At 59.2% G+C, this 21,298-nt stretch carries 25 protein-coding genes; 6 read left to right on the plus strand and 19 right to left on the minus strand.

The window, feature by feature from the left end; genetic code table 11:
* Positions 1 to 37 precede the first annotated feature (37 nt).
* The 3 genes from AAEZ08_RS15630 to msrB all read right to left on the minus strand — a co-directional run bounded on the left by AAEZ08_RS15630 (position 38) and on the right by msrB (position 1,921).
* Positions 38 to 928 (minus strand): ATP-binding protein, encoded by an 891-nt coding sequence (locus AAEZ08_RS15630; protein ID WP_058064764.1) that lies wholly within the window; start codon positions 926 to 928, stop codon positions 38 to 40.
* Between the two features lie 85 nt (positions 929 to 1,013).
* The gene (locus AAEZ08_RS15635) at positions 1,014 to 1,496 is read right to left on the minus strand and encodes a glutathione peroxidase (protein WP_103457213.1); all 483 of its coding nucleotides are present in this window, start codon (positions 1,494 to 1,496) and stop codon (positions 1,014 to 1,016) included.
* A 26-nt stretch (positions 1,497 to 1,522) separates the two neighbouring features.
* Positions 1,523 to 1,921: a peptide-methionine (R)-S-oxide reductase MsrB gene (gene msrB, locus AAEZ08_RS15640; protein WP_003280434.1), complete on the minus strand. Its 399-nt coding sequence runs from the start codon at positions 1,919 to 1,921 to the stop codon at positions 1,523 to 1,525.
* 190 nt (positions 1,922 to 2,111) lie between these two features.
* On the opposite strand from msrB, the gene AAEZ08_RS15645 reads away from it, so the two are divergent.
* From AAEZ08_RS15645 to AAEZ08_RS15660, 4 genes are all read left to right on the plus strand, one after another.
* Positions 2,112 to 3,323, plus strand: a complete 1,212-nt coding sequence (locus AAEZ08_RS15645) for a pyridoxal phosphate-dependent aminotransferase (RefSeq protein WP_500124675.1) — start codon at positions 2,112 to 2,114, stop codon at positions 3,321 to 3,323.
* A 4-nt stretch (positions 3,324 to 3,327) separates the two neighbouring features.
* Complete coding sequence (locus AAEZ08_RS15650) at positions 3,328 to 3,798, plus strand: hypothetical protein (protein ID WP_003280431.1); 471 nt, start codon at positions 3,328 to 3,330, stop codon at positions 3,796 to 3,798.
* Positions 3,799 to 3,886: 88 nt separating this feature from the next.
* Positions 3,887 to 4,759 carry a protease HtpX gene (gene htpX, locus AAEZ08_RS15655; protein WP_003280429.1) on the plus strand — a complete coding sequence of 291 codons (873 nt, stop codon included), beginning with the start codon at positions 3,887 to 3,889 and terminating at the stop codon, positions 4,757 to 4,759.
* An 82-nt stretch (positions 4,760 to 4,841) separates the two neighbouring features.
* On the plus strand, positions 4,842 to 5,486 hold the full coding sequence (locus AAEZ08_RS15660; protein ID WP_003280427.1) for a DUF2959 domain-containing protein: 645 nt from the start codon (positions 4,842 to 4,844) through the stop codon (positions 5,484 to 5,486).
* A 26-nt stretch (positions 5,487 to 5,512) separates the two neighbouring features.
* Here AAEZ08_RS15660 and AAEZ08_RS15665 read toward each other — a convergent pair whose 3' ends face one another.
* The 15 genes from AAEZ08_RS15665 to ccmA form a co-directional block, all read right to left on the minus strand.
* On the minus strand, positions 5,513 to 6,172 hold the full coding sequence (locus AAEZ08_RS15665) for a thiopurine S-methyltransferase (protein ID WP_500124676.1): 660 nt from the start codon (positions 6,170 to 6,172) through the stop codon (positions 5,513 to 5,515).
* A 61-nt stretch (positions 6,173 to 6,233) separates the two neighbouring features.
* On the minus strand, positions 6,234 to 7,628 hold the full coding sequence (locus tag AAEZ08_RS15670; RefSeq protein WP_500124677.1) for a sigma-54-dependent transcriptional regulator: 1,395 nt from the start codon (positions 7,626 to 7,628) through the stop codon (positions 6,234 to 6,236).
* 5 nt (positions 7,629 to 7,633) lie between these two features.
* Positions 7,634 to 8,821: a sensor histidine kinase gene (locus AAEZ08_RS15675; protein WP_500124678.1), complete on the minus strand. Its 1,188-nt coding sequence runs from the start codon at positions 8,819 to 8,821 to the stop codon at positions 7,634 to 7,636.
* Positions 8,822 to 8,977: 156 nt separating this feature from the next.
* Positions 8,978 to 10,447, minus strand: a complete 1,470-nt coding sequence (locus tag AAEZ08_RS15680; RefSeq protein ID WP_500124679.1) for a sigma-54 dependent transcriptional regulator — start codon at positions 10,445 to 10,447, stop codon at positions 8,978 to 8,980.
* A gap of 431 nt (positions 10,448 to 10,878) precedes the next feature.
* Positions 10,879 to 11,175: a flagellar protein FliT gene (gene fliT / locus AAEZ08_RS15685; protein ID WP_036990907.1), complete on the minus strand. Its 297-nt coding sequence runs from the start codon at positions 11,173 to 11,175 to the stop codon at positions 10,879 to 10,881.
* A 158-nt stretch (positions 11,176 to 11,333) separates the two neighbouring features.
* Positions 11,334 to 11,774, minus strand: a complete 441-nt coding sequence (locus tag AAEZ08_RS15690; RefSeq protein ID WP_003280418.1) for a hypothetical protein — start codon at positions 11,772 to 11,774, stop codon at positions 11,334 to 11,336.
* Positions 11,775 to 11,792: 18 nt separating this feature from the next.
* On the minus strand, positions 11,793 to 13,004 hold the full coding sequence (ccmI, locus tag AAEZ08_RS15695) for a c-type cytochrome biogenesis protein CcmI (protein ID WP_003280416.1): 1,212 nt from the start codon (positions 13,002 to 13,004) through the stop codon (positions 11,793 to 11,795).
* Positions 13,001 to 13,474 carry a cytochrome c-type biogenesis protein gene (locus AAEZ08_RS15700; protein ID WP_003280414.1) on the minus strand — a complete coding sequence of 158 codons (474 nt, stop codon included), beginning with the start codon at positions 13,472 to 13,474 and terminating at the stop codon, positions 13,001 to 13,003. The genes ccmI and AAEZ08_RS15700 overlap by 4 nt, the downstream gene beginning before the upstream one ends.
* Entirely contained in the window at positions 13,471 to 14,001 is a 531-nt protein-coding gene (locus AAEZ08_RS15705; RefSeq protein ID WP_003280412.1) for a DsbE family thiol:disulfide interchange protein, read from the minus strand. The genes AAEZ08_RS15700 and AAEZ08_RS15705 overlap by 4 nt, the downstream gene beginning before the upstream one ends.
* A 1-nt stretch (position 14,002) precedes the next feature.
* Positions 14,003 to 15,976 carry a heme lyase CcmF/NrfE family subunit gene (locus AAEZ08_RS15710; RefSeq protein ID WP_500124680.1) on the minus strand — a complete coding sequence of 658 codons (1,974 nt, stop codon included), beginning with the start codon at positions 15,974 to 15,976 and terminating at the stop codon, positions 14,003 to 14,005.
* Positions 15,973 to 16,440: a cytochrome c maturation protein CcmE gene (gene ccmE, locus AAEZ08_RS15715; RefSeq protein WP_003280408.1), complete on the minus strand. Its 468-nt coding sequence runs from the start codon at positions 16,438 to 16,440 to the stop codon at positions 15,973 to 15,975. The genes AAEZ08_RS15710 and ccmE overlap by 4 nt, the downstream gene beginning before the upstream one ends.
* On the minus strand, positions 16,437 to 16,613 hold the full coding sequence (ccmD, locus tag AAEZ08_RS15720; protein ID WP_003280407.1) for a heme exporter protein CcmD: 177 nt from the start codon (positions 16,611 to 16,613) through the stop codon (positions 16,437 to 16,439). Before ccmD ends, ccmE begins: the two co-directional genes overlap by 4 nt.
* Positions 16,610 to 17,365, minus strand: a complete 756-nt coding sequence (locus AAEZ08_RS15725) for a heme ABC transporter permease (protein WP_058064771.1) — start codon at positions 17,363 to 17,365, stop codon at positions 16,610 to 16,612. Before AAEZ08_RS15725 ends, ccmD begins: the two co-directional genes overlap by 4 nt.
* Positions 17,366 to 17,455: 90 nt before the next feature.
* On the minus strand, positions 17,456 to 18,127 hold the full coding sequence (gene ccmB, locus AAEZ08_RS15730; protein ID WP_003280404.1) for a heme exporter protein CcmB: 672 nt from the start codon (positions 18,125 to 18,127) through the stop codon (positions 17,456 to 17,458).
* The gene (ccmA, locus tag AAEZ08_RS15735; RefSeq protein ID WP_003280403.1) at positions 18,124 to 18,759 is read right to left on the minus strand and encodes a cytochrome c biogenesis heme-transporting ATPase CcmA; all 636 of its coding nucleotides are present in this window, start codon (positions 18,757 to 18,759) and stop codon (positions 18,124 to 18,126) included. The genes ccmB and ccmA overlap by 4 nt, the downstream gene beginning before the upstream one ends.
* Positions 18,760 to 18,893: 134 nt before the next feature.
* Between ccmA and fliK the strand changes: the two genes are divergently transcribed.
* A complete protein-coding gene (gene fliK, locus AAEZ08_RS15740) occupies positions 18,894 to 20,423 on the plus strand; it encodes a flagellar hook-length control protein FliK (RefSeq protein ID WP_102819539.1) in 1,530 nt (509 codons plus the stop codon).
* Positions 20,420 to 20,752, plus strand: a complete 333-nt coding sequence (locus tag AAEZ08_RS15745; RefSeq protein ID WP_003280400.1) for an EscU/YscU/HrcU family type III secretion system export apparatus switch protein — start codon at positions 20,420 to 20,422, stop codon at positions 20,750 to 20,752. Before fliK ends, AAEZ08_RS15745 begins: the two co-directional genes overlap by 4 nt.
* On the opposite strand, the gene AAEZ08_RS15750 is transcribed toward AAEZ08_RS15745, so the two are convergent.
* Complete coding sequence (locus tag AAEZ08_RS15750; RefSeq protein WP_003280398.1) at positions 20,733 to 21,173, minus strand: rhodanese-like domain-containing protein; 441 nt, start codon at positions 21,171 to 21,173, stop codon at positions 20,733 to 20,735. The two genes, AAEZ08_RS15745 and AAEZ08_RS15750, sit on opposite strands and share 20 nt — an antisense overlap.
* Positions 21,174 to 21,298 lie beyond the last annotated feature (125 nt).

Genomic DNA, 21,298 nt, shown 5'->3' on the forward strand with positions numbered 1-21,298 from the left:
ATGGCGGGTGGTTGCTGGCGAACCCTTCACGATCCCTTCAGCCCCGGGCCTCCAGCAAACGCTTACCTACCCACTGACGGGCGTACTGGTAGGCACAGCGGCCATTGCGATTGCCGCGTCCGGTGGCCCAGCGAATTGCATCCTTCTCCAACGCTTCATCCCAGTCCCACTGCAACTTCGCGTTTCGCGCCAGCGAGTCGATCCAGTGACGCACCACGCTGAGGTAGTGTTGCTGGGTAAAGGGGTAGAACGACAGCCATAAACCAAAACGGTCGGACAACGCGATTTTGTCTTCCACCGCTTCGTTCGGGTGCAGTTCGCCGTCGACCATCTGCCAGTTTTCGTTGTCACTCTGCCGCTCCGGCACCAAATGCCGGCGGTTCGACGTCGCATATAGCAGGACATTTTCCGGTGCTCGTTCCAGAGAGCCGTCCAGCACGCTCTTGAGCACACGGTAATCGCCCTCTCCCGCCTCGAACGAAAGGTCGTCACAAAACAGGACGAATGCCTGACGCAATCCTGCGAGTTGCTCGACAACTCGCGGCAGATCCGCCAGATGATCACGTTCGATCTCGATCAAGCGCAGCCCGCTCGCGGCATATTCGGCCAGCAACGCGCGAATCAGCGAGGATTTGCCGGTCCCTCGGGCACCCCAGAGCAGCACATGATTGGCCGGCAGGCCATCGACGAACTGACGGGTATTGGCAGCCAGCAAGTCACGCTGGCGATCAACGCCGATCAAATCAGCCAGACTCAGATCCAGACTGACTTCCAGCGGCGCCAGGAAGCCGCTGCGGGCGTCACGCTGCCAGCGCGCCGCCAAGGTGCGATCCCAATCGATGATGGGAGGCTGAACCGGTAGCAGCGGCTCGATACGCGCCAGCAGGCCCTCTGCACGTTGCAGGAAGGCTTTCAATTCGACATCCATGGAGACTCCAGATACTAAAAGGCCCGGTTGAACCGGACCGAACAACTCGCGATGGGCTGGCCTAACAGCGCCCTTGCCTGAACCGCTAAAGCAGTGCTTCGATTTCTGCGGCCAGCGCTTGAGGGCTGGTGCGCGAGGAATATCGCTTCACCGTCCCGCCCTGATCGGCAACGAGAAATTTGGTGAAGTTCCACTTGATAGCCTTGCTGCCCAGCAGGCCAGGCGCCCGCTTTTTCAATTCGATAAATAGCGGATGGGCCTCCCCACCGTTGACCTCGACCTTGGCGAACAGCGGAAAGGAAACACCGAAGCGTCGCTCACAGAATGCGGCAATTTCCTGCTCGCCATCCGGCTCCTGCCCACCAAATTGATTGCATGGAAAACCAAGCACCACCAGCCCGCGCTCGCCATAACGCTGCCACAGCTCCTCCAACCCCTTGTACTGGGGCGTGAAACCACACTGACTGGCAGTATTCACAACCAGCAGCACCTTGGCGCCGAAATCAGCGAGCGTCTTCTGCTCACCCTCGATGGTGACGCAGGGGATGTCCAACAATGGATCGTGCATACATGGCTCCTTGCGGCCGGCGGAGCTCAAGCTTCGCGCGGTTCCAGATTGAGAGAAGCCGAATTGATGCAGTAACGCAATCCGGTTGGCTGTGGGCCATCAGGAAACACATGACCAAGATGAGCATCGCAGCGGGCGCATCTGACCTCGATCCGATGCATGCCGTGACTGAAATCGTCGATGCTGGCAATGGCAGTATCGCTCACGGGCTGGAAATAGCTGGGCCAACCGCAGCCAGAATCGAACTTGGCATCCGAGTCGAACAGCGGTGTACGGCAGCATGCACAGTGATAGATACCGGTTGTCTTGGTGTCGTTGTACTTGCCTGTGAACGGGCGCTCTGTGGCACCGAGCCGGCATATCTGGAACTGCTCGTCAGAGAGTTCTTCACGCCAGACCTCGAGCGGTTTTTCCAGCTTATCCATCGATACACTCCTCAGCTCAAAAAAGGCCGATCTGTACCTTTTCCGGTGGTCGGGGCGCACGTATCATGCGTCCCTCTTCGACGCCTAGTCTGGCAGCGGGGTTTCCTACTGCCAAGGCGCCCGGGTTCATGCCAAACGTGACCAGCCATTTCCGGAACTGGCGCGTTTTCACTTCGGGACACTCAGGATCATGCAGGTCAGCAAATCGAACAAGCTCGCCAATGTCTGCTACGACATCCGCGGGCCCGTGCTAAAGCACGCCAAGCGGCTGGAAGAGGAAGGCCATCGCATCCTCAAGCTGAATATCGGCAACCCAGCGCCGTTCGGTTTCGAAGCACCGGAGGAAATCCTCCAGGACGTGATCCGCAATCTGCCCACTGCGCAAGGCTACAGCGATTCGAAAGGCCTGTTCAGTGCGCGCAAGGCAATCATGCAGTACTACCAGCAGAAGCAGGTGGAGGGCGTCGGCATCGAGGATATCTACCTCGGTAACGGCGTATCCGAGCTGATTGTCATGTCCATGCAGGCCCTGCTCAACAATGGCGACGAGGTACTGATTCCCGCGCCGGACTACCCGCTGTGGACCGCCGCGGTCAGCCTGGCTGGCGGAAAGCCGGTGCATTACCTCTGCGATGAACAGGCCAACTGGTGGCCGGATCTGGCCGACATCAAAGCCAAGATCACGTCGAACACCAAGGCACTGGTCCTGATCAACCCCAACAACCCTACCGGCGCGGTCTATCCGAAGGAAGTGCTTGAGGGTATGGTCGAGCTGGCCCGTCAGCACAAGCTGGTGCTGTTCTCCGACGAGATCTACGACAAGATTCTGTATGACGATGCAGTGCACATTTCCACTGCGTCGCTGGCACCGGACGTGCTGTGCCTGACCTTCAACGGCCTGTCCAAGTCGTACCGCGTTGCCGGCTTCCGCTCCGGCTGGGTAGCGATCTCCGGCCCCAAGCACAAGGCTCAGAGCTACATCGAAGGCCTGGATATCCTTGCTAACATGCGCCTGTGCGCCAACGTGCCATCACAGCACGCCATCCAGACCGCACTGGGGGGCTACCAGAGCATCAACGACCTGGTACTGCCGCCGGGTCGCCTGCTCGAGCAGCGTAACCGCACCTGGGAGCTGCTCAACAATATTCCCGGCATCAGCTGCGTCAAACCAATGGGGGCGCTGTACGCCTTCCCGCGCATCGACCCGAAGATCTGTCCGATTCACAACGACGAGAAGTTCGTGCTCGACCTGCTGCTGGCCGAAAAGCTGTTGATCGTCCAGGGCACGGCATTCAACTGGCCGTGGCCCGATCATTTCCGCGTGGTCACCCTCCCCCGCGTAGACGATCTGGAACAGGCCATTGGACGTATCGGCAACTTCCTCAAGACTTATCAGCAGTAAAACGATGGACCTGCAGATCGACGATTTCTACAAGGATGCAGCGAGCGGCCTGCTCATGCTCTATCAGGCCTTTCCGCGCAAGGTTGCGCTTTATGTCGAAGATCTGATCGGCCGGGAGGAGCCGGATGAGTTCGGCCTCCCCTCCAAACGCCACCAAAGCTGCTTGAGCGCACTGCTCTGGCTTGCCGAAGAAGGCTATCTGCGATTCGATAGCACCATTCATTTCCAGGCCCTTGACCAGGCGGTGCTTACCGAAAAAGGCTTCGTGCGCCTCACGCGCGGCGTCCCGGGACACATCGCTGGGGACCACAGCCTGCCTCCGAGCGTGCTCCGCATTCAGGCGAGCCTCGCCCATCAGCTTCGCGATGCACTGAAGAACAGGCACGGCGAGCGTGTCGCTCAACTTGCCCGACTGCTGTTCGAAAACGAGCTGGGTGCACCTTTGCACCCGAGCCTGGCTGGACAAGCGACATAGCTTGAAATAGTCGCTCGGTTGAATAGCTCAAGGCCGCACCTTATATAGCCTATCGTTCTTCAATTCCTACCCTGGAGTCTGCCGCAACATGATGCGCATTTTCTTGTTCCTGGCCACCAACCTTGCGGTACTGGTCATTGCCAGCATCACCCTGAAGCTGCTCGGGGTCGATCGCTACACCGGCCAGAACTACGGAAGCCTGCTGGTCTTCTGTGCGGTTTTTGGCTTCGCAGGGTCGCTGATCTCGCTGTTCATCTCCAAGTGGATGGCGAAGATGAGTACCCGCACCGAAATCATCAGCCAGCCACGTACCCGTCATGAGCAGTGGTTGCTGCAGACGGTTGAACAGCTGTCGCGCGACGCCGGTATCAAGATGCCCGAAGTCGGGATTTTCCCTGCCTACGAAGCCAACGCTTTCGCCACCGGCTGGAACCGTAACGACGCGCTGGTCGCAGTCAGTCAGGGCCTGCTCGAGCGCTTCTCTCCAGACGAGGTCAAGGCAGTGCTGGCCCATGAGATCGGCCACGTAGCCAACGGCGATATGGTTACGTTGGCGCTGATCCAGGGTGTGGTGAACACCTTCGTGATGTTCTTCGCGCGCATCTTTGGTAATTTCGTCGACAAGGCGATCCTGAAAAATGAGGATGGTCACGGCATTGGCTACTTCGTCGCAACCATCTTCGCCGAACTGGTTTTGGGCCTGCTCGCCAGCATTATCGTCATGTGGTTCTCGCGTAAGCGCGAGTACCGTGCCGACGAGGCCGGTGCCCAGCTGGCCGGCACCAGCGCCATGATCGGGGCACTGCAGCGCCTGCGCGCCGAACAAGGCATGCCGGTGCACATGCCTGACACGCTCAAAGCATTCGGCATCAACGGCTCGCTGAAGCATGGTCTGGCCGGCCTGTTCATGACCCACCCACCGCTGGAAGAGCGTATCGAAGCGCTGCGCCAGCGCGGCTGACCTACGCGATATGTACCAAGGGCGACGTAAGTCGCCCTTTTCATTTGTCTATGCAGTGTCATCCCGCATACAAGGAATCACCATGCGTCGCTTCATATTCGCCTGCTGCGCCCTACTCGCCCTCACTGGCTGTCAGAGCGCCTACTACTCAGCCATGGAGAAGGCCGGCATCCATAAGCGCGACATTCTGGTCGATCGAGTGGAAGATGCCCGTGACTCCCAGCAGGAAGCCAAGCAGCAGTTCAAGGACGCCCTGGAGCGTTACCGCAGCGTCGTCGAGGTAAAGGGCGGTGATCTGGAAAAGCGCTATGACGCGCTCAACAGAGAGTACGAAGCCAGCGTGGCAAGCGCCCGCGATGTTCAACTTCGCATCGAGGCAGTCGAAGACGTGGCTGACGCGTTGTTCAAGGAGTGGGAAAGCGAGCTCAAGCAATACAGTAACGCCAGCTTGAAAGCCGCCAGCGCAAAGGAGCTCAGCCGCACCAGGGCTGAGTACCGGACATTGCTTCAGCGCATGAAGGCAGCAGAGAAGCGCATCGAGCCGGTGCTCAGCGTGTTACGGGACCAGGTGCTGTTTCTCAAGCACAACCTCAACGCCCGAGCGATCAGCGCTTTGCATGGGGAGTACCGTACATTGCAAGGCAATGTCGATCAGTTGATGGCAGATATGCAGCGCGCCATTGACGAGGCGGATACGTTCATTCGCCGGCTACAGGCCGCAAACTGATCGCCACACCGCTAACCTGCGGCGGGTCAGACCCGCCGTTGCAGCCGATGAAAGTGCTCACCGAGGCGCGTTAGACCACGCTCCCGCATTCGCGGGTTACGCTCCAGAACCTCCTTGGCCTCCAACCGCTCCACATCCCATTCATAGGCATACAGGCCCATTACCTCGGCATCGCTGACAGCAAACGGTGGGCCGTCCATTTCAGCTTGGTCATAGTCCAGCGTAACCAATAGCTGCTGACAACCGCCTGGCAGAATGGCCGACAGCAGCGCCGCGTAGCGCTGCCGCATTGGCGGGGGCAGCGCAATCAGCGCGGCACGATCATAAACACCTCGGCATCCAGCAACATCGGCGGCGCCCAGCGCGAAAAAGTCACCACAACGAATCTCCAGTGCCCCGGATCGATAGACCCTGAACACCCCGACTTGAGTAATCTCGGCCTCAAGCTGCTGCTCGGCGAAGAATGCCTCAACGGCCTTCTCGCTCAGCTCGACTCCCAGCACCCGGTAGCCTTGCCCGGCGATCCACGTCATATCCAGGCTTTTTCCGCAGAGTGGCACCAACACCTGGGCGCCGGCAGGTAGGTCCAAGCGCGGCCAGTGGCGACGCAAGCCAGGATGAACATCGTCAAGGTGAAAACCGATCTCGTTGCGAGCCCAGCGCTCCTGCCAGAAGTCTTCGTGCACCTGGAAATCTCCATCATGATGATGGCGGCAGCTTATCAGAGCATCGTTGAGGCCAGCGCACTCAGCCGGCGTAAAGCGACGCCTCGACATCCAATCCGGCATCGCGCATCTGCGCGAGTTTGTAGCGCAGGGTGCGTGCACTGATACCCAGCCGGTCAGCCGTTTCCTTACGCCGCCCGCGTTCGGCACGCAGGGTGTCGATGATCAGCTGAAACTCGCGACGACGCAGATCATCGCCCAGCGCGTTGCCGGGCTCGACCACGTCAACGGCAGGCTCGCCCAGCGACTGCCGGGGAGCGCCAACCACTGGCAAGCTCGCCTGGATGCCCGGCGCCACAAGACACAGGTCACCAGGCTGTATCAGGCCACCCTGCTGAAGAATCAGTGCGCGCTGGATGGCGTTATCCAGCTCACGCACGTTTCCGGGCCACCCATACTGAACCAGGCAGCGCTGCGCCTCAGCCGAAAGGCGCGCCGGGACCTGACGCATCTTCCGGGCATGACTGGCCAATAAGCGTTCGGCCAACGGCAGAATGTCTGCGGGCCGTTGACGCAGGGGCGGCCATGCCAGAGGGAACACCGAGAGCCGATAGAACAAGTCTTCGCGAAAGCGGCCGGCAGCCACCTCGCCAGCCAGGTCCCGGTTGGTGGTGGCAAGCACTCGAATATCCAGCACGATTGGCCTGCGCCCGCCTACGCGCTCGACTTCCCGCTCCTGCAAGACGCGTAGCAGCTTTGCCTGCAGCCCCAAAGGCATTTCGGAGATTTCGTCGAGTAATAGCGTGCCACCATCGGCCTGCTCGAACTTGCCAGGCTGACTCGCAATCGCCCCGGTGAACGCACCCTTCTCGTGACCAAACAGGGTCGCTTCGAGCATGTTGTCCGGGATCGCAGCGCAGTTAATTGCAATGAACGGCTTGTCCATCCGAGACGACTGCTGATGAATGTAACGCGCCAGCACCTCTTTGCCGGTACCGGATTCGCCGGAAATCAATACTGTCGAATCGCTTTGCGCCACCCGCGCGGCAAGGCTCAGCAATTGCTGACTGGACAGCTCGCACGCCACCGGCCCCTCCGACTCGGCAGTATCGACGGAGCCGTTGACATGGCGAGCCAGCAACTCCAGCAGCGTGCCCGGTTCAAACGGTTTGACCAAGTAATCGACAGCGCCTTGGCGCATAGCATCAACCGCCCTCGCCACCGCGGCAAAAGCGGTCATCAGCAGTACTGGAATGTGGGGATAGCGCTGCCGAATCAGGCCCAGCAACTCATGCCCATCCATGCCTGGCATGTTCACATCGCTGATGACCAACCCGAACAGCTCTTCGCTCAGGGCAACCAGGGCTGCATCGGCGCAGTCGACGGCACGGTATTCGTAACCACCCAACTGCAGCGTAATGCCCAAGGCTTCGCGTAAAGAGTGGTCATCTTCGACCAGAAGTATCTTGGCGGCCATGCAGGTCACTCCGATCTCTGTACAGCAGGAATCAGCGGAAGTGTCACCACTGCGCACGTGCCCTGCCCTAGCCGCGAGCGCAATTGCAATTGGCCCTGATGCGCTTTGGCGACAGCTTTGGCGACGGCCAAACCAAGCCCGGTACCGGCAGTTCTGGTCGTGAAGAACGGCTCACCTAAACGAGCCAGTGTGTCGGCTTCGATACCTGGGCCGTTGTCAGTGATACACAGCCGCAGCGCTCCATCCCGGCGATACAGGTGAACCTTCAGCCGGAGGTCTCCACCACTGGCCTGCAGGGCATTCTCGATAAGATTGAGCAACGCGCCGACCAGCGTATCGCGATTACACAGAATCTCTGCACCGTGAACATCACACTGCCAACGCACCGCCACATTCTGCAGTTGCGCCTCGGCAGCGGCACGCAATGCCAGCAGCAACGCCGCCGGACTAAGCCGATCATTCAGAGGCAGGTCACCACGGGCAAAAACCAGCATGTCGCGCACCTGGTGTTCCAGCTCGTGCAACCGCGACTTCAGATTGCCAGCAAAACGTTGCTGCTGCGCCTCCGTCAGCCCACCCTGCTCTAGGTGGCTGGCATACAGCAACGCCGTAGATAATGGCGTGCGAATCTGGTGGGCAAGCGAGGCAACCATCCGCCCAAGTGAGGACAATCGCTCGTGGCGCGCCAGCTGGTCCTGTAAGCGCCGTGTTTCGGTAAGATCCGTGAGCAGTACCAGCTGGCCTGGCTCCCCGCTGAGCGAGCGCGTGGCGATCGACAGACGGCGGCCATTGCGCAATGAGATTTCATGGCCATCGTCTTTGCGGGGCGCAAAGCAGCGAGCGATCACATCCCGCCAGTGCGCCCCCACCAACGGTTCGCCGAGCAGTTCAAGCCCAACGGGGTTGGCGTCACGTACCTGCCCATGCCCATCGATAACAATTACGCCGCCCGGCAGCAGATCCAGAACATTCTGCAATCGCTGCGCGAGCCTCTCCTTTTCTTCGAGCTCCTGGCGGCGTAGCTCGCCAGCCTCGGCAAGCTGGCCCTTCAACTCGGCAACCCGCGCCTGCAAAAAACCCTCGGACTCGCCCAGCTGTCCGGAGACCTGGCGAAACAGCTCGAGAGACCGCGTCAACGCAAGCGCGTCTGGGGAGTCATGCGGATCTATGGAAGGCCTGGTGACGGAATTCACTGTTTCACTCGCGCCTGTCAAAAGATAGTCAGTGCAGTGACGACAGCAATCTTCGTGCCCGGCGCGGCAACTCCCTTAGCCAGTGCATCCTAGGGGCGCCCAGCGCGCAAAAAAAGGCCACCTGAACAAGGTGGCCTCTTGAGATACGCCTAGAGCCTATTCGCCCATATCGTCATCTCGCCGATTCATACCGTACTTGCGCATCTTCTCAACCAGTGTCGTGCGCCGAATCCGCAACCGTTCCGCCGCACGCGCCACGACACCCCCAGCGTCTTCCAGCGCTTGATGAATAAGCCCTTGTTCCAAATTCCCCAAGTACTCCTTCAAATCCAGCCCTTCGACCGGCAGCATCGCCTGGGCCTCGGGTATAACCATTGGCGCGCTGATAGCTGCCCGCTCTTCCATCTCGTCATGCAAGCTGGTCGCGTACTGCTCATCGTCGTCATCGACATGCCGAAACTTCTTCGGCAACTCCATCACACCAATGACGCCGTACGGATGCATGATCGCCATGCGCTCGACCAGATTGGCCAACTCGCGAACGTTGCCCGGCCAGTCGTGCCGACACAACGACATGATTGCAGCCGAATTGAAGCGGATCGAGCCGCGCTTCTCGTGCTCCATGCGCGAAATCAACTCGTTCATCAGCAGAGGGATGTCTTCGACGCGCTCACGCAGGGGTGCCATTTCGATTGGGAAGACGTTCAGGCGGTAGTAGAGATCCTCACGGAAGGTACCCACCTCGATCATCTTCTCAAGATCCTTGTGAGTAGCCGCAACGATGCGCACATCGGCGTTCTGCGTACGATTACTGCCGACGCGCTCGAATGTGCGCTCCTGCAGAACCCGCAATAGCTTGACCTGCATGGGCAACGGCATATCACCTATTTCATCGAGAAACAGGGTGCCGCCTTCCGCTAGTTCGAACCGCCCTGCCCTGGCCGTGATGGCACCGGTAAAAGCGCCTTTTTCATGGCCGAAGAGCTCGCTCTCCAGCAGTTCAGCCGGAATCGCACCACAGTTAACCGGAACAAATGGCCCCTGCCGTCGCTTGGAGTGATAGTGCAAATTACGCGCAACGACTTCCTTGCCGGTGCCGGATTCGCCCAGAATCAGGACGCTGGCTTCCGTATCGGCAACCTGCTCCATCATCTGTCGCACATGCTGGACGGCGCGACTTGTACCGACGAGGCTGCGGAAAAGATTGGGTTCACGCTGGCGGCCGCGGGATCTGGCCTGGTCGTACATCTCTCGGTAGATCTGCGCACGATGCAGGGAGTCGAGAAGCTTGTTGTAGCTGGGCGGCATCTCCAGACTGGTGAGCACCCTACGCCGCACTTCGTCCGGCCAGTCGGCGTGAGCGGGCTCCCCTATCAGCATCAACGGCACGTTCTCATCCCACTTGCCCATTTGCTTGATCAGCTCGACTGTACCGCCTTTGGCAGCCACGTGACCCAACATGACGCCGTTAATGGCGCGACTGGACTCCAGACCAGCAACAGCTTCGTGCCATTCGCTGCTGGAGCAAGCCACATGATCCTCACTGAGAAAATCCAGGATGACGGCCAAGTCTCTCCGGCGGTCTTGATCATCGTCTATCAACAAAATCTTGGTTTCACGCCACATCTTGTTTATAGGGCTCTAAATGGCTGAAAGAAAGCCTGTGCTCGCCAATCCAAGAAGACTGACGGCCACGCTCATGGCAGATAAAGCTAGATTAATGAAAAAATGAACTGAGTCAAATTTATGACGTGATTTAGCGACCAAAGAACGAATGAAAAATCAGTGCCATGTGAGGCTGTCTGAAACTTATCGAACAGGTTTAGCGCACGATAGCGGAAGAACTCGCCAAATACGGAGTATTACGCAACGCACTGGATACACCCGGCAAAATAATGGCGACATAATGCCACATACTTTGTAATGATTAAATTACGGATGCCTTATCTGCGTCACTACTACTTAGCACCCACACAGTGATGGGCGAGGATGTAAGAATCCCAATTTGAAAGGGAGAGAGGGAGGAAGGGAAATCGCAGGCTAAACTTGGCGGGCTTTCATCCAAAAAGTTGGTAAACCTTGGCGCCTTGCTGTGAATGATTCAGCTGTCGCAACTCACCGGCGACACGGGCTTGCTCGATTTGACACGTCAGTACCAGCTCGCCATAGAGATCAAGCAGCTCCTGCAAACGCAGGCGAACCAGGCCACTATCGCGTTCTTGCGCCTGCATGGCTTCATCCACGGCATTGCGGCATTCACGATCAAGCATACTGATGGCCGCCCAGTCCTGCTGCGTAAGCGCATCACGTAGTGCAGTACCAGTTTCTTCGAGGCGCTTTACGGCAGCATTCATGATTAACTCCGGGGCATTGGCCCGATGCGGCGACTTGTGTCGAGGCAGCTGCAAACGCTGCAAAGCAACGGTGCTGAACATTTATCGGCAAACGATTAGCAGCCTTTAGGCCGACGCGCGAAAAGTTCGTCCGGCATCTTCAGACCAGCACAAGGTAATCAGTAGCGATTACGCAGACCAGGCGGCACGCTGGGCGGCGCGACAGGCTCCCAAGGGCCATCCGGCCGTCCAGCGCAGAGCCAATCCCCATCCCACCGGTAGTACAACCGCTCGCGGTAGTAGAGGTCACGCCCTTCCACAACATACACGCCCAGGCGGTTATCCCAATGCGCAGCCACGTGTGGCGGCGGGGCATACCGAGGATGGCTCTTCTGGGTTGTTGGGGCGCGTGGAGCGGTTGGCGCCTTGATTGGCGGCGGCGCGATGACCGGACCGCTAGGCTCAGGCGCGCGAGGAGCAGGCGTTGTAGCCGGCTCCTGCGGAGTCGAATCGTAGGGATTTCCAGCACAGGCACCGAGCAACAGCGTCAGCCCCAACAGCACACTCCGTTGTCCAATGCGGCTGAACAAATGCAGGTTGGCTGACGCACTCGTGTTCATCTTTTCCTCACCGAGGGTTTACGGCGCCTCAGCACGATTAATCGTCAGGCGCACGGTGGTTTTCTCATCGGACGTATTGACCGCCTCGCTCTGACCCATCCATTCGCCCTTGGTTGCATCACCTGACTGCGAAATACGCGCCATCAGCATGACCTGCTCCACGCTAGAGATCTTGAGCGAAGGAACCATCGCATCGGCATCGCCAAGCGTTATCGTCGCAGGCAGATCAGCAACTGTCAGGCGCTTGGCCGCCAGTGGGACAGGAGGTCCCGACACGGCACGCGCAAATACGAAAACAGTATCTTGCGGTGAAACCGCTTGGGCAACCTCTGGATCGAGCTCTACTTTGACTTGCAAGGTAACACCCGCCGTTGCGGTTGCAGGCTGTGCTTGCTCGCCGGCGGAACCACCGTTGATCTGCTGACGCGCGCGCTCGATACCGCCGCGTATGGCCTCACGAGAAGGATCTTCCTCGGGCAACGCCGCAACCAGTTGCTCCCAGAAACGCACCGCGTCTTGATAACGCTCTTCCTCATAGGCGGCGATACCAAGCAGGCCAAGGCTGGTGAGCTCTTGCGGATCACCCTGCAATGCCTCATCGGTAAGGGCTTGCAATTCGTCGCTCCATTGCCGATCGCCGGCGAAATACAACGCCTGGGCCAGCTGGCCGAGCAACTCCGGCTGGCGCCCGGCAATTTCCACAACGCGCTTGAAGGCTTTGGCGGCATCGGCAGGACGCTCTTGATTCATGTAGGTGCGACCCAGGAAATACCAAGCCTCCGTGGAGTCCGGCTGCTCTTGTACAGCCTGCTCAAGGTGCGCGGTCATTTCCTCGACCGTGCGCGGCTGCTCCGAGAACTGACGTGCCATCTGCACTTTGTCGATAGCGCCCCAGTGCATATAAAGACCATAACCAACGAGCGGCACCAACACCGCTGCAATCAGCGGCACGCTACGTCCAAGCTTGGCCAGTTTCGGCGTATCACCGCCTTCGGTGTCCTCCAGCAGCTCGCGAGCAGCATCAGCCCGTCCGGCCTCCAGCTGTTCATCAGTCAGCGTTCCGGCTGCATTCTGGGATGTCAGCTCGGCCAGGCGCTCTTCGTATAGGGCGACATTCAGCGCCGTGCGGTCTTCTTCAGCCTGCGCTCGACGGCCACGTAAAATGGGGAGCAGCAGGAAAGCCAATGCCACCAGCAGCAGAGCGCCAGCGGCTATCCAGAAATCGGTCATGAGTCTTTTTTATCCAGAAGCTGGGCGAGACGTTCGCGCTCGGTCTCGGAAAGGGTGTTCGATGCAGGGGTCTTCTCGACTCGGCGGCGGCGAATCAGGATTGAGGTTAATACACCAAAACCCAGTATCAGCAGCCCAGCCGGCCCGTACCAGAGCAACAGAGTTTTCGCATTTACCGGCGGGCTATATCGAACGAAATCACCATATCGATCTACCAGATAACTGACGATTTGGTCATTGTTCTTGCCCTCTTCCAGCATGCGGAAGATTTCCTGGCGCAGATCCATGGCAATTGGCGCGTTTGAATCTGCAATGTTCTGATTCTGACATTTCGGACAACGCAGTTCTTCGGTCAGCGTCCGATACCGCTCACGCTCAGCTTCGTCCCTGAACTCATAAGTATCAATTGCAGCATGGGCGGTCGTGGCCAGAATCAGCCCGAAGAGCGCACTGTGGATGAGTCGTTTCATTCGTCCACCAGCTCCTGATATAGCGCAGCCAGCTGTTCGCGCCAGACGCGGTCGTCGATCACACCGACGAACTTGTGGCGGATGATGCCCTGCTTGTCGATGAGAAAGGTCTCGGGAGCGCCGTAAACGCCCAGATCCAGCCCGAGACTGCCGCGCTCATCGCGAATGTTCAGCTGGTAGGGGTCATGGAATTCGTTCAGCCATTTCAAAGCGGCGGCATTGTCGTCCTTGTAGTTGACGCCGTGGATCACAACACCTTGTGCGGCAAGTCGGTTCAGCACCGGGTGCTCCACCTTGCAGGCAACACACCAGGTTGCCCACACGTTGACCAAAGCAGGCTTGCCTTTCAGGTCGGCATCGGTGATCAATCGCTGATCATCTTCAACCGCCGGCAGCGAAAACGCCGGTAGCGGCTTGCCGATGAGTGCAGAAGGCAGCTCGGACGGATCAAGAAACAGGCCGCGGTAGAGAAACACAGCTACAACCAGAAATATCACCAGTGGCAGCAGCATAAGCAGTCTTTTCATATCAGGCTCCTTGCGCCGCCATGCCCAGCGCGTCGCGCACGCGGGTCTTGACCTTGACCCGATAACGACGATCGCATGCTGCCAGCACACCGCCCAGGCCCATCATGAGCGAACCCAACCAGATCCAGCGGACAAAAGGCTTGATATGCACGCGCACAGCCCAGGCTCCGTTATCCAGAGGCTCGCCCAGTGCAACGTAGAGATCGCGGGTGAACCCAGGATCGATACCAGCCTCGGTCATCGGCATTTGCTGCACCGTGTACAAGCGCTTTTCCGGGTGCAGCACGGCGACTTGCTTGCCGTCCTCTAGCACCCGAATAGTCCCCTTGTCGGAAGTGAAGTTAGGCCCTTCATGGTGCACGGCACCTTCGAAAACGAACTGGTAGCCACCAAGTTCCAGTGATTGACCTGGCGCCAAGCGCAGATCACGCTCGGAACTCTGATGACTGGTAAGCACCACGCCAATTGCGCAAACGGCAAGGCCGAGGTGCGCCAGGTGCATTCCCCAGTAACTCAGCGTCATGCTGCGCATGCCTTTGAGAAGCCCCTTGTGGCGGGTCTTGTCGATCAGATCGCGGACGCTGGCGAGCAACACCCAAGCGGCCAGCAGGCATACGGCAAGCACTGCCCAGTTGAAATCACCGAATATCAGCGAGCCAAGCCCACCAAGAACCACGCTCGCAATCAGTACCGGCGCCAGCATACTGACCAGCCACTTCACCGGGGTGTCCTTCCAACGCACCATGATGCCGACGCCAAGCGCCACCATCAGTGCCCCCACCAGCGGGACGAACATTGCGTTGAAGTACGGCGGCCCCACGGAGAGCTTGGCTCCGGATATCGCGTCCAGCAGCAACGGATAGAGCGTGCCAAGCAGAATCATCGCGGTCGCAACGACCAATAGCAGATTGTTTACCAGCAACAGCGTCTCGCGGGACCACAAGCCGAAGCCGACCTGACTCTTGACCACTGGCGCGCGCAAAGCGAACAGCGTCAACGAACCACCTACCACCATCAGCAGGAAGACCAGAATGAACACACCACGCTCGGGATCCGTGGCAAATGCATGTACCGAAGTCAGCACACCGGAACGAACCAGAAAGGTTCCGAGCAGGCTCAACGAGAAGGCCGCGATGGCCAGCAACACGGTCCAGCTCTTGAATACGCCCCGCTTTTCGGTAACGGCAAGCGAGTGAATCAGCGCCGTACCAACGAGCCACGGCATGAACGAAGCATTTTCAACCGGATCCCAGAACCACCATCCGCCCCAGCCAAGTTCGTAGTACGCCCACCAGGAACCCAACGCGATGCCGATGCCGAGAAAGGCCCAGGCTACAAGCGTCCACGGGCGGGACCACCGGGCCCAGGCGGCGTCAAGACGACCACCCAGCAGAGCAGCGATTGCAAAGGCAAACGCCACGGAGAATCCGACATAGCCCATGTAGAGCATGGGCGGATGGACGATCAGACCAAAGTCCTGCAACAACGGATTGAGGTCACGACCATCCATTGGAACTTGCGGCAATAGACGCTCGAACGGGTTGGAGGTGACGATCAGGAACAACAGGAACCCAATGCTGATAAGCCCCATGACTCCCAGCACACGGGCCAGCATGTCTTCCGGGAGCTGTCGGGAGAAAATTGCCACGGCAAAGGTCCAGCCAGCGAGAATGAAGGCCCAGAGCAGCAGCGAGCCTTCATGCGCTCCCCACACCGCGCTGAATTTGTAGTACCAGGGCAACGCACTGTTGGAGTTGTGGGCGACATAAGCGACGGAAAAGTCGTCGACCATGAAGGCATAAGTCAAACAGCCGAGGGAGAAGGCAAGGAAGGCAAACTGCCCCCAGGCTGCAGGCTGCGCCAACCCCATCCATTGGCGATCGCCACGCCATGCACCGATTAGCGGAAGCGTGGCCTGAACTACCGCCAGGCACAGCGCAAGAATCATCGCGAGATGGCCGAGCTCAGGAATCATTTTGCGTACTCCTTCTTGCCGTCCTCGTAGTGCTTCATCATGCCGCTCTTCTCCAGCGCCTGGGTCACCTCGGGCGGCATATAGTTTTCGTCATGCTTGGCTAGAACTTCGTCGGCGATCAGCACACCGTCCGCATTGACGCGGCCCAGGGCGACGATCCCCTGCCCTTCACGGAACAGATCCGGGAGAATTCCTTGATAGATGATGGTGATCGCCTTGGCACCGTCCGTGACGCGGAAGGAGACAGTGAGCGAGTCATTGGTGCGCTCTACCGAGCCTTCCTCAACTAGCCCGCCCGCTCGGATACGGGTGCCTTCTGGGGCTTCTCCCGCTGCAATCTGAGTGGGCGTATAGAACAAGTTGATGTTCTGCTGCAGAGCGGACAACGCCAGCGCCACGGCGATACCGACGCCGGCGACAATCGCCAGCACGATGAAAAGACGCTTCTTGCGCACCGGATTCACTTCGACTCCTCCCGGCGCAAACGACGCGCCTCATCTTGCAGGTAACGCCGACGCGCCAGGACTGGCAGCGCAACGTTGAGAATCAGGACGGCCAGGCTGATGCCATAGGATGTCCAGACATACACGCCATGATTGCCCATGGCGATGAATTCGGCGAAGGACGAAAAGTTCACGAGTTGTTTCCTACCAGAGCCTTGACCTCGTTCTTCACCCAACTGGCACGCGATTCACGGCGCAGCACTTCCAGGCGCATACGCATCAGTAGCACCACAGTGAAGAAGCAGTAGAAGCCGACAACCATCACAAGTAGCGGCAGCCACATCTCCATCGGCATGGCTGGCTTTTCGGTGACTTTGAAGGTTGCCGGCTGGTGCAGCGTGTTCCACCAATCCACCGAATACTTGATGATCGGGATGTTAACTACACCAACGATAGAAAGTACCGCGCAGGCCTTGGCAGCACTGTCTCGGTTGCTGATCGCCTGGCCCAGAGCAATGATGCCGAAGTACAGGAACAGCAGAATCAGCATTGACGTCAGTCGCGCGTCCCATACCCACCATGCGCCCCATGTCGGTTTGCCCCAGACAGCGCCAGTCAGCAGCGCTATAAAGGTCATCCAAGCGCCGATCGGCGCCGCTTGCTGCAAGGCTACATCGGCCAGCTTCATCTTCCAGACCAGACCGACCACGCCGGCCACGGCGAGCATCACGTAGATCGACTGCGCCAGGAAAGCAGCCGGCACATGGATGTAAATGATCCGGAAACTGTTGCCCTGCTGGTAATCCTCGGGGGCGAACGCAAGACCCCAGACAACGCCGATGCTGACCAGCAACACAGCCGCCCAAGCCAGCCAAGGCAGCCAGCGGCCACTGATCTCGTAGAACCATTTAGGAGAGCCCAGCTTGTGAAACCATGTCCAGTTCATCGAATGACTCGTCGTCTAGCGAGACCTGACAGATCAGGTCTCGACATTCGTACTTCGACCGGGCGCGGGCGCCGGGCCATCAGGGTATCGCTATTCGCCAACGCTGATTTTCAGGCCAGCGGCTATCGCAAAGGGTGTAAGGGTAACCGCCAGGGCCGTCAGACTGGCCAACCAGAGCAGATGCCCGACTGCCGGTAAACCTTGCAGGGCTGCCTGCAGCGCGCCGCTGCCCAGAATGAGCACAGGGATGTAAAGCGGCAGGATGAGTAGCGCGAGCAACAGGCCGCCCCGCTTGAGCCCAACCGTCAGTGCTGCGCCAACCGCCCCTAGCAGGCTTAGTATCGGCGTACCCAGCAGTAGGGAAATCAGCAGCACAGGGATGGTCCCAAGCGGCAAGCCCAACATCAACCCCAGCAGCGGTGCCAGCAAAACTAGCGCAAGGCCGGAAAAAACCCAGTGTGCCAGCACCTTGGCGAGCACCAGAAGCGCAAGCGGGTGCGGCGAAACGACCCACTGCTCAAGCGAGCCGTCCTCAAAATCGCTACGAAACAAGCCGTCCAGCGAGAGCAGTACAGCCAATAGCGCCGCAACCCAGACCAACCCTGGGGAAATGGTCTGCAACAGTTGCGTTTCTGGCCCCACAGCCAAGGGAAACAGGGCGATGACAATGGCAAAGAAAACCAGCGGGTTGGCCAGCTCGGCAGGACGGCGGAACAACAGGCGCGTCTCGCGCGCCAGCAGCAGTGTGAAAACGCTGCTCATGCGGCCTGCTGCCCTAGATCCAGTTCACGATAGCCGGCCGGCTTCTCCGTCAGGCTGTGATGCGTGGTCAGTACGACCAGCCCACCCTGCTCACAGTGCATTGCCAGGTGTCTCTCCAATTGCGCCACGCCATGTTTGTCGAGCGCGGTAAAGGGCTCATCGAGAATCCACAATGGCGGCGGAGAAAGATAAAGTCGCGCCAGACCTACACGACGCTGCTGCCCCGCAGAAAGGGTATGACAGGGCACGTCTTCGAACCCACGCAGTCCTACTTCAGCAAGGGCTTGCCATATAGATTCGCGGGTAGTCGGCTGATGCAGCGCACAGAGCCAAGAGAGGTTCTCTTCAGCTGTCAGCAAGCCTTTGATTCCGGCGGCGTGGCCGATCCACAACAGGTTGCGCGCCAGCTCACCACGCTGGGCATCGAGTGGCTGACCGTTGAGCAACACATCACCTGCAGTGGGCTGCATCAGACCGGAAAGCAGACGCAGCAGGCTGGTCTTGCCGCTACCGTTAGGGCCGGAAATCTGCAGCATCTCCCCACTGTCGAGGCGCAGATCCAGCTTGTCGAAAAGCAGGCGCCAATCCCGCTCACAAGCGAGCGCTACAGCTTCGAGAAAGGGAGTTGACACGCTAGCGACACCTCAAGATGAAAAAGGCCTGGCCGCTATACTCAGCAACAGGGCCAGGCGTGCGGAATTATACATGGCAACCCTTAGTGCCGAGGGCCGCAAACGCGAAAGGTTGTAAGAGCATTTGAGGAAAGATGACCGAGATCAAGAGTACTGCCGCCCTGCCGCAGACCAGCGCACCGCGCCAATCCATAGCGACCAGCGACCTTGCCTTGAAGATGCTGCAGCCCATGCAGGGCCTGCTCGCGGCGGGTGAGAACGCCGAAGCGGAAGTCGTCAGCATCAGAGAAGCCGCACAGGCATTTCGACTACTACTGCGCCTCACCATGAGCAGCGGACGCCAGGCGACTGTCGAGGTCAGCAGTAACAAGGCCCCACCGCCTGGAGCCGCATTCGTGATCACGGCGCTATCCGACACCCGTCTGTTGGCTTCGCCACACATGACCGGCCGCCAACCAGCGTCCTCACTCGACCTTCAGCAACTACCGATCGGTAGCGTAATCCAGGGTCGAGTGGTTGCCACTAGCCAACAGCAGTCCGATGACGGACAGAAGCTATTCAGAGCGGTCATCAGCCTGCTCAATGCCCCCGTAGCTGGCCAGAAACTGAACATCGAGTCGAGCAGCCCACTGGCTCTCGGGAGCCTGCTGACAGCACAGGTCAAGGGCGACCAATCGCTTGCCTTCCTCCCATTGGCTGGGCGCCTCGATCAGCTCCATGTCAGCGAGCAGTTGGGCGCACAACAGAACCGCCAGGCGTCATTGGAGGGACTGTTCAAGGCATTGCAGGGCACATCTGGCGGACTCCCCGAGGGGTTGCGCGGCGCCGCCGACAAGCTGCTCGGACTGATACCCGACATGCAGCAGCTGGGAGACGCCAAAGCGCTGGCTGCGGCGCTGGCCAAGAGCGGCGTGTTTCTCGAGGCGCGCTTGCTGGCCGGGCAGACCGATGGCCTGCAGGGCGACCTCAAGGCCGGGCTGCTTCGCCTACTCGCGCAAATGCCTAATCTTCCTGGCAGCACACCGCTGGGCGGTGCCCAGGCCAGCGCCGCGATGGGGCAAGCCCTGCCGGCGTTCGCTCGGAATGCGCTTGGCTCGCTAGCGCAAAGCAACTCACGTCAGTTTGCGACGGCGTTCCCCCTACCTACCAGGCTGCCGCCCGGCATGGAAGACGAAGCTGATCTGGAGATGCTGCTCAAGCTTGCCGCTGCAGCCGTGTCGAGGCTACAGACGCACCAACTGTCCAGCCTGGCCCAGACACAGATCGGCCCCGATGGCGCACTGCTGACCACTTGGCAGCTGGAGCTGCCGATGCGGGATAACCGGGATATCGTGCCACTGCAAATCAAGTTGCAGCGCGAAGATCAACCAAAACGGCAGGAAAAGGAGCGCGGAGAAACACTGTGGAAAGTCGAGCTTGCCTTCGATGTAGCGCCGCTCGGGCCACTGCAGGTGCAAGCGCAGTTAATGCGTGGAACGTTGTCCAGCCAGCTATGGGCGGAGCGTAGCGCAACGGCAGAACTGGTCTCCTCCGAACTCACCCATCTGCGTGATCGCCTACAAACCGCAGGCCTGAGCGTTGGCGAACTCACGTGCCGACAAGGCACTCCGCCGCAGGGGCCGAACACCACACTGGAGCAACGCTTCGTGGATGAAAAAGCATGACTGAGAAGCTACCGCGCCAGGCCATCGCGCTTAGCTATGACGGCGTGAACGCACCAAGCCTGAGCGCCAAAGGTGATGATGAGCTGGCTGAGGCTATTCTGGCCATTGCTCGCGAACACGAAGTACCGATTTACGAGAATGCCGACCTGGTGAGACTGCTTGCGCGCCTGGAGCTAGGCGACGAAATTCCGGAAGCGTTGTATCGAACCATCGCTGAAATCATCGCTTTCGCGTGGTATCTGAAGGGCAAATGCCCGCCTGGCTTCCGCGAGTCAGACAATAATCCACAGGCTTCGTCCTGGCCATTGCTCAGTGGGCCTGGGCGTTGAGAGTGGCAAGCGCACGGTCTTCCCCACTCACCTGAGGAAAGTCGTGCAACAGCCAGGCGAAGTAGCCCGAGCGAAAATAGAAAACCTGCTGGTATCCCCATGCCACGGCCATCCGCGCTGCCTCTGCACTGCGCGGGCAAATTTCACTGTCGCAGTAGATGACCAAGGGAAGCTCACGCGGCCACTCCGGACTTGCGAGGTTCACGAAATCGCTAGCGAGATCGAAATGCACAGCACCTTCAACGTGCCCCCATAACCACTCGCGGTCAGCACGCACATCAATGAACACCGCGCCCATGTCATGCAATCGCTTGGCCTGAAACACATTTACAGTCAGCGCCCCATCGACGTCGTCCGGCGCCTCTACCGCGTGCGCCCCAAGCGAAATCGAAAAAACTAGTAGAACGATTATGCGCCGCATCATTGCCCTCCTCGTCCCGGCCGGGGACTTCTGGACGCGCCTGGCAACGCCGGGCTGATACGGGTTTGAATGAGGTGAGCCCGGGAGGTTCCAGGCGTGGCGACGGGAGGACGTCTACGCGTTCA

The sequence above is a fragment of the Pseudomonas sp. E45-MNA-CIBAN-0222 genome (assembly GCF_040310405.1).
GTDB classification, from domain to species: domain Bacteria; phylum Pseudomonadota; class Gammaproteobacteria; order Pseudomonadales; family Pseudomonadaceae; genus Stutzerimonas; species Stutzerimonas stutzeri_AC.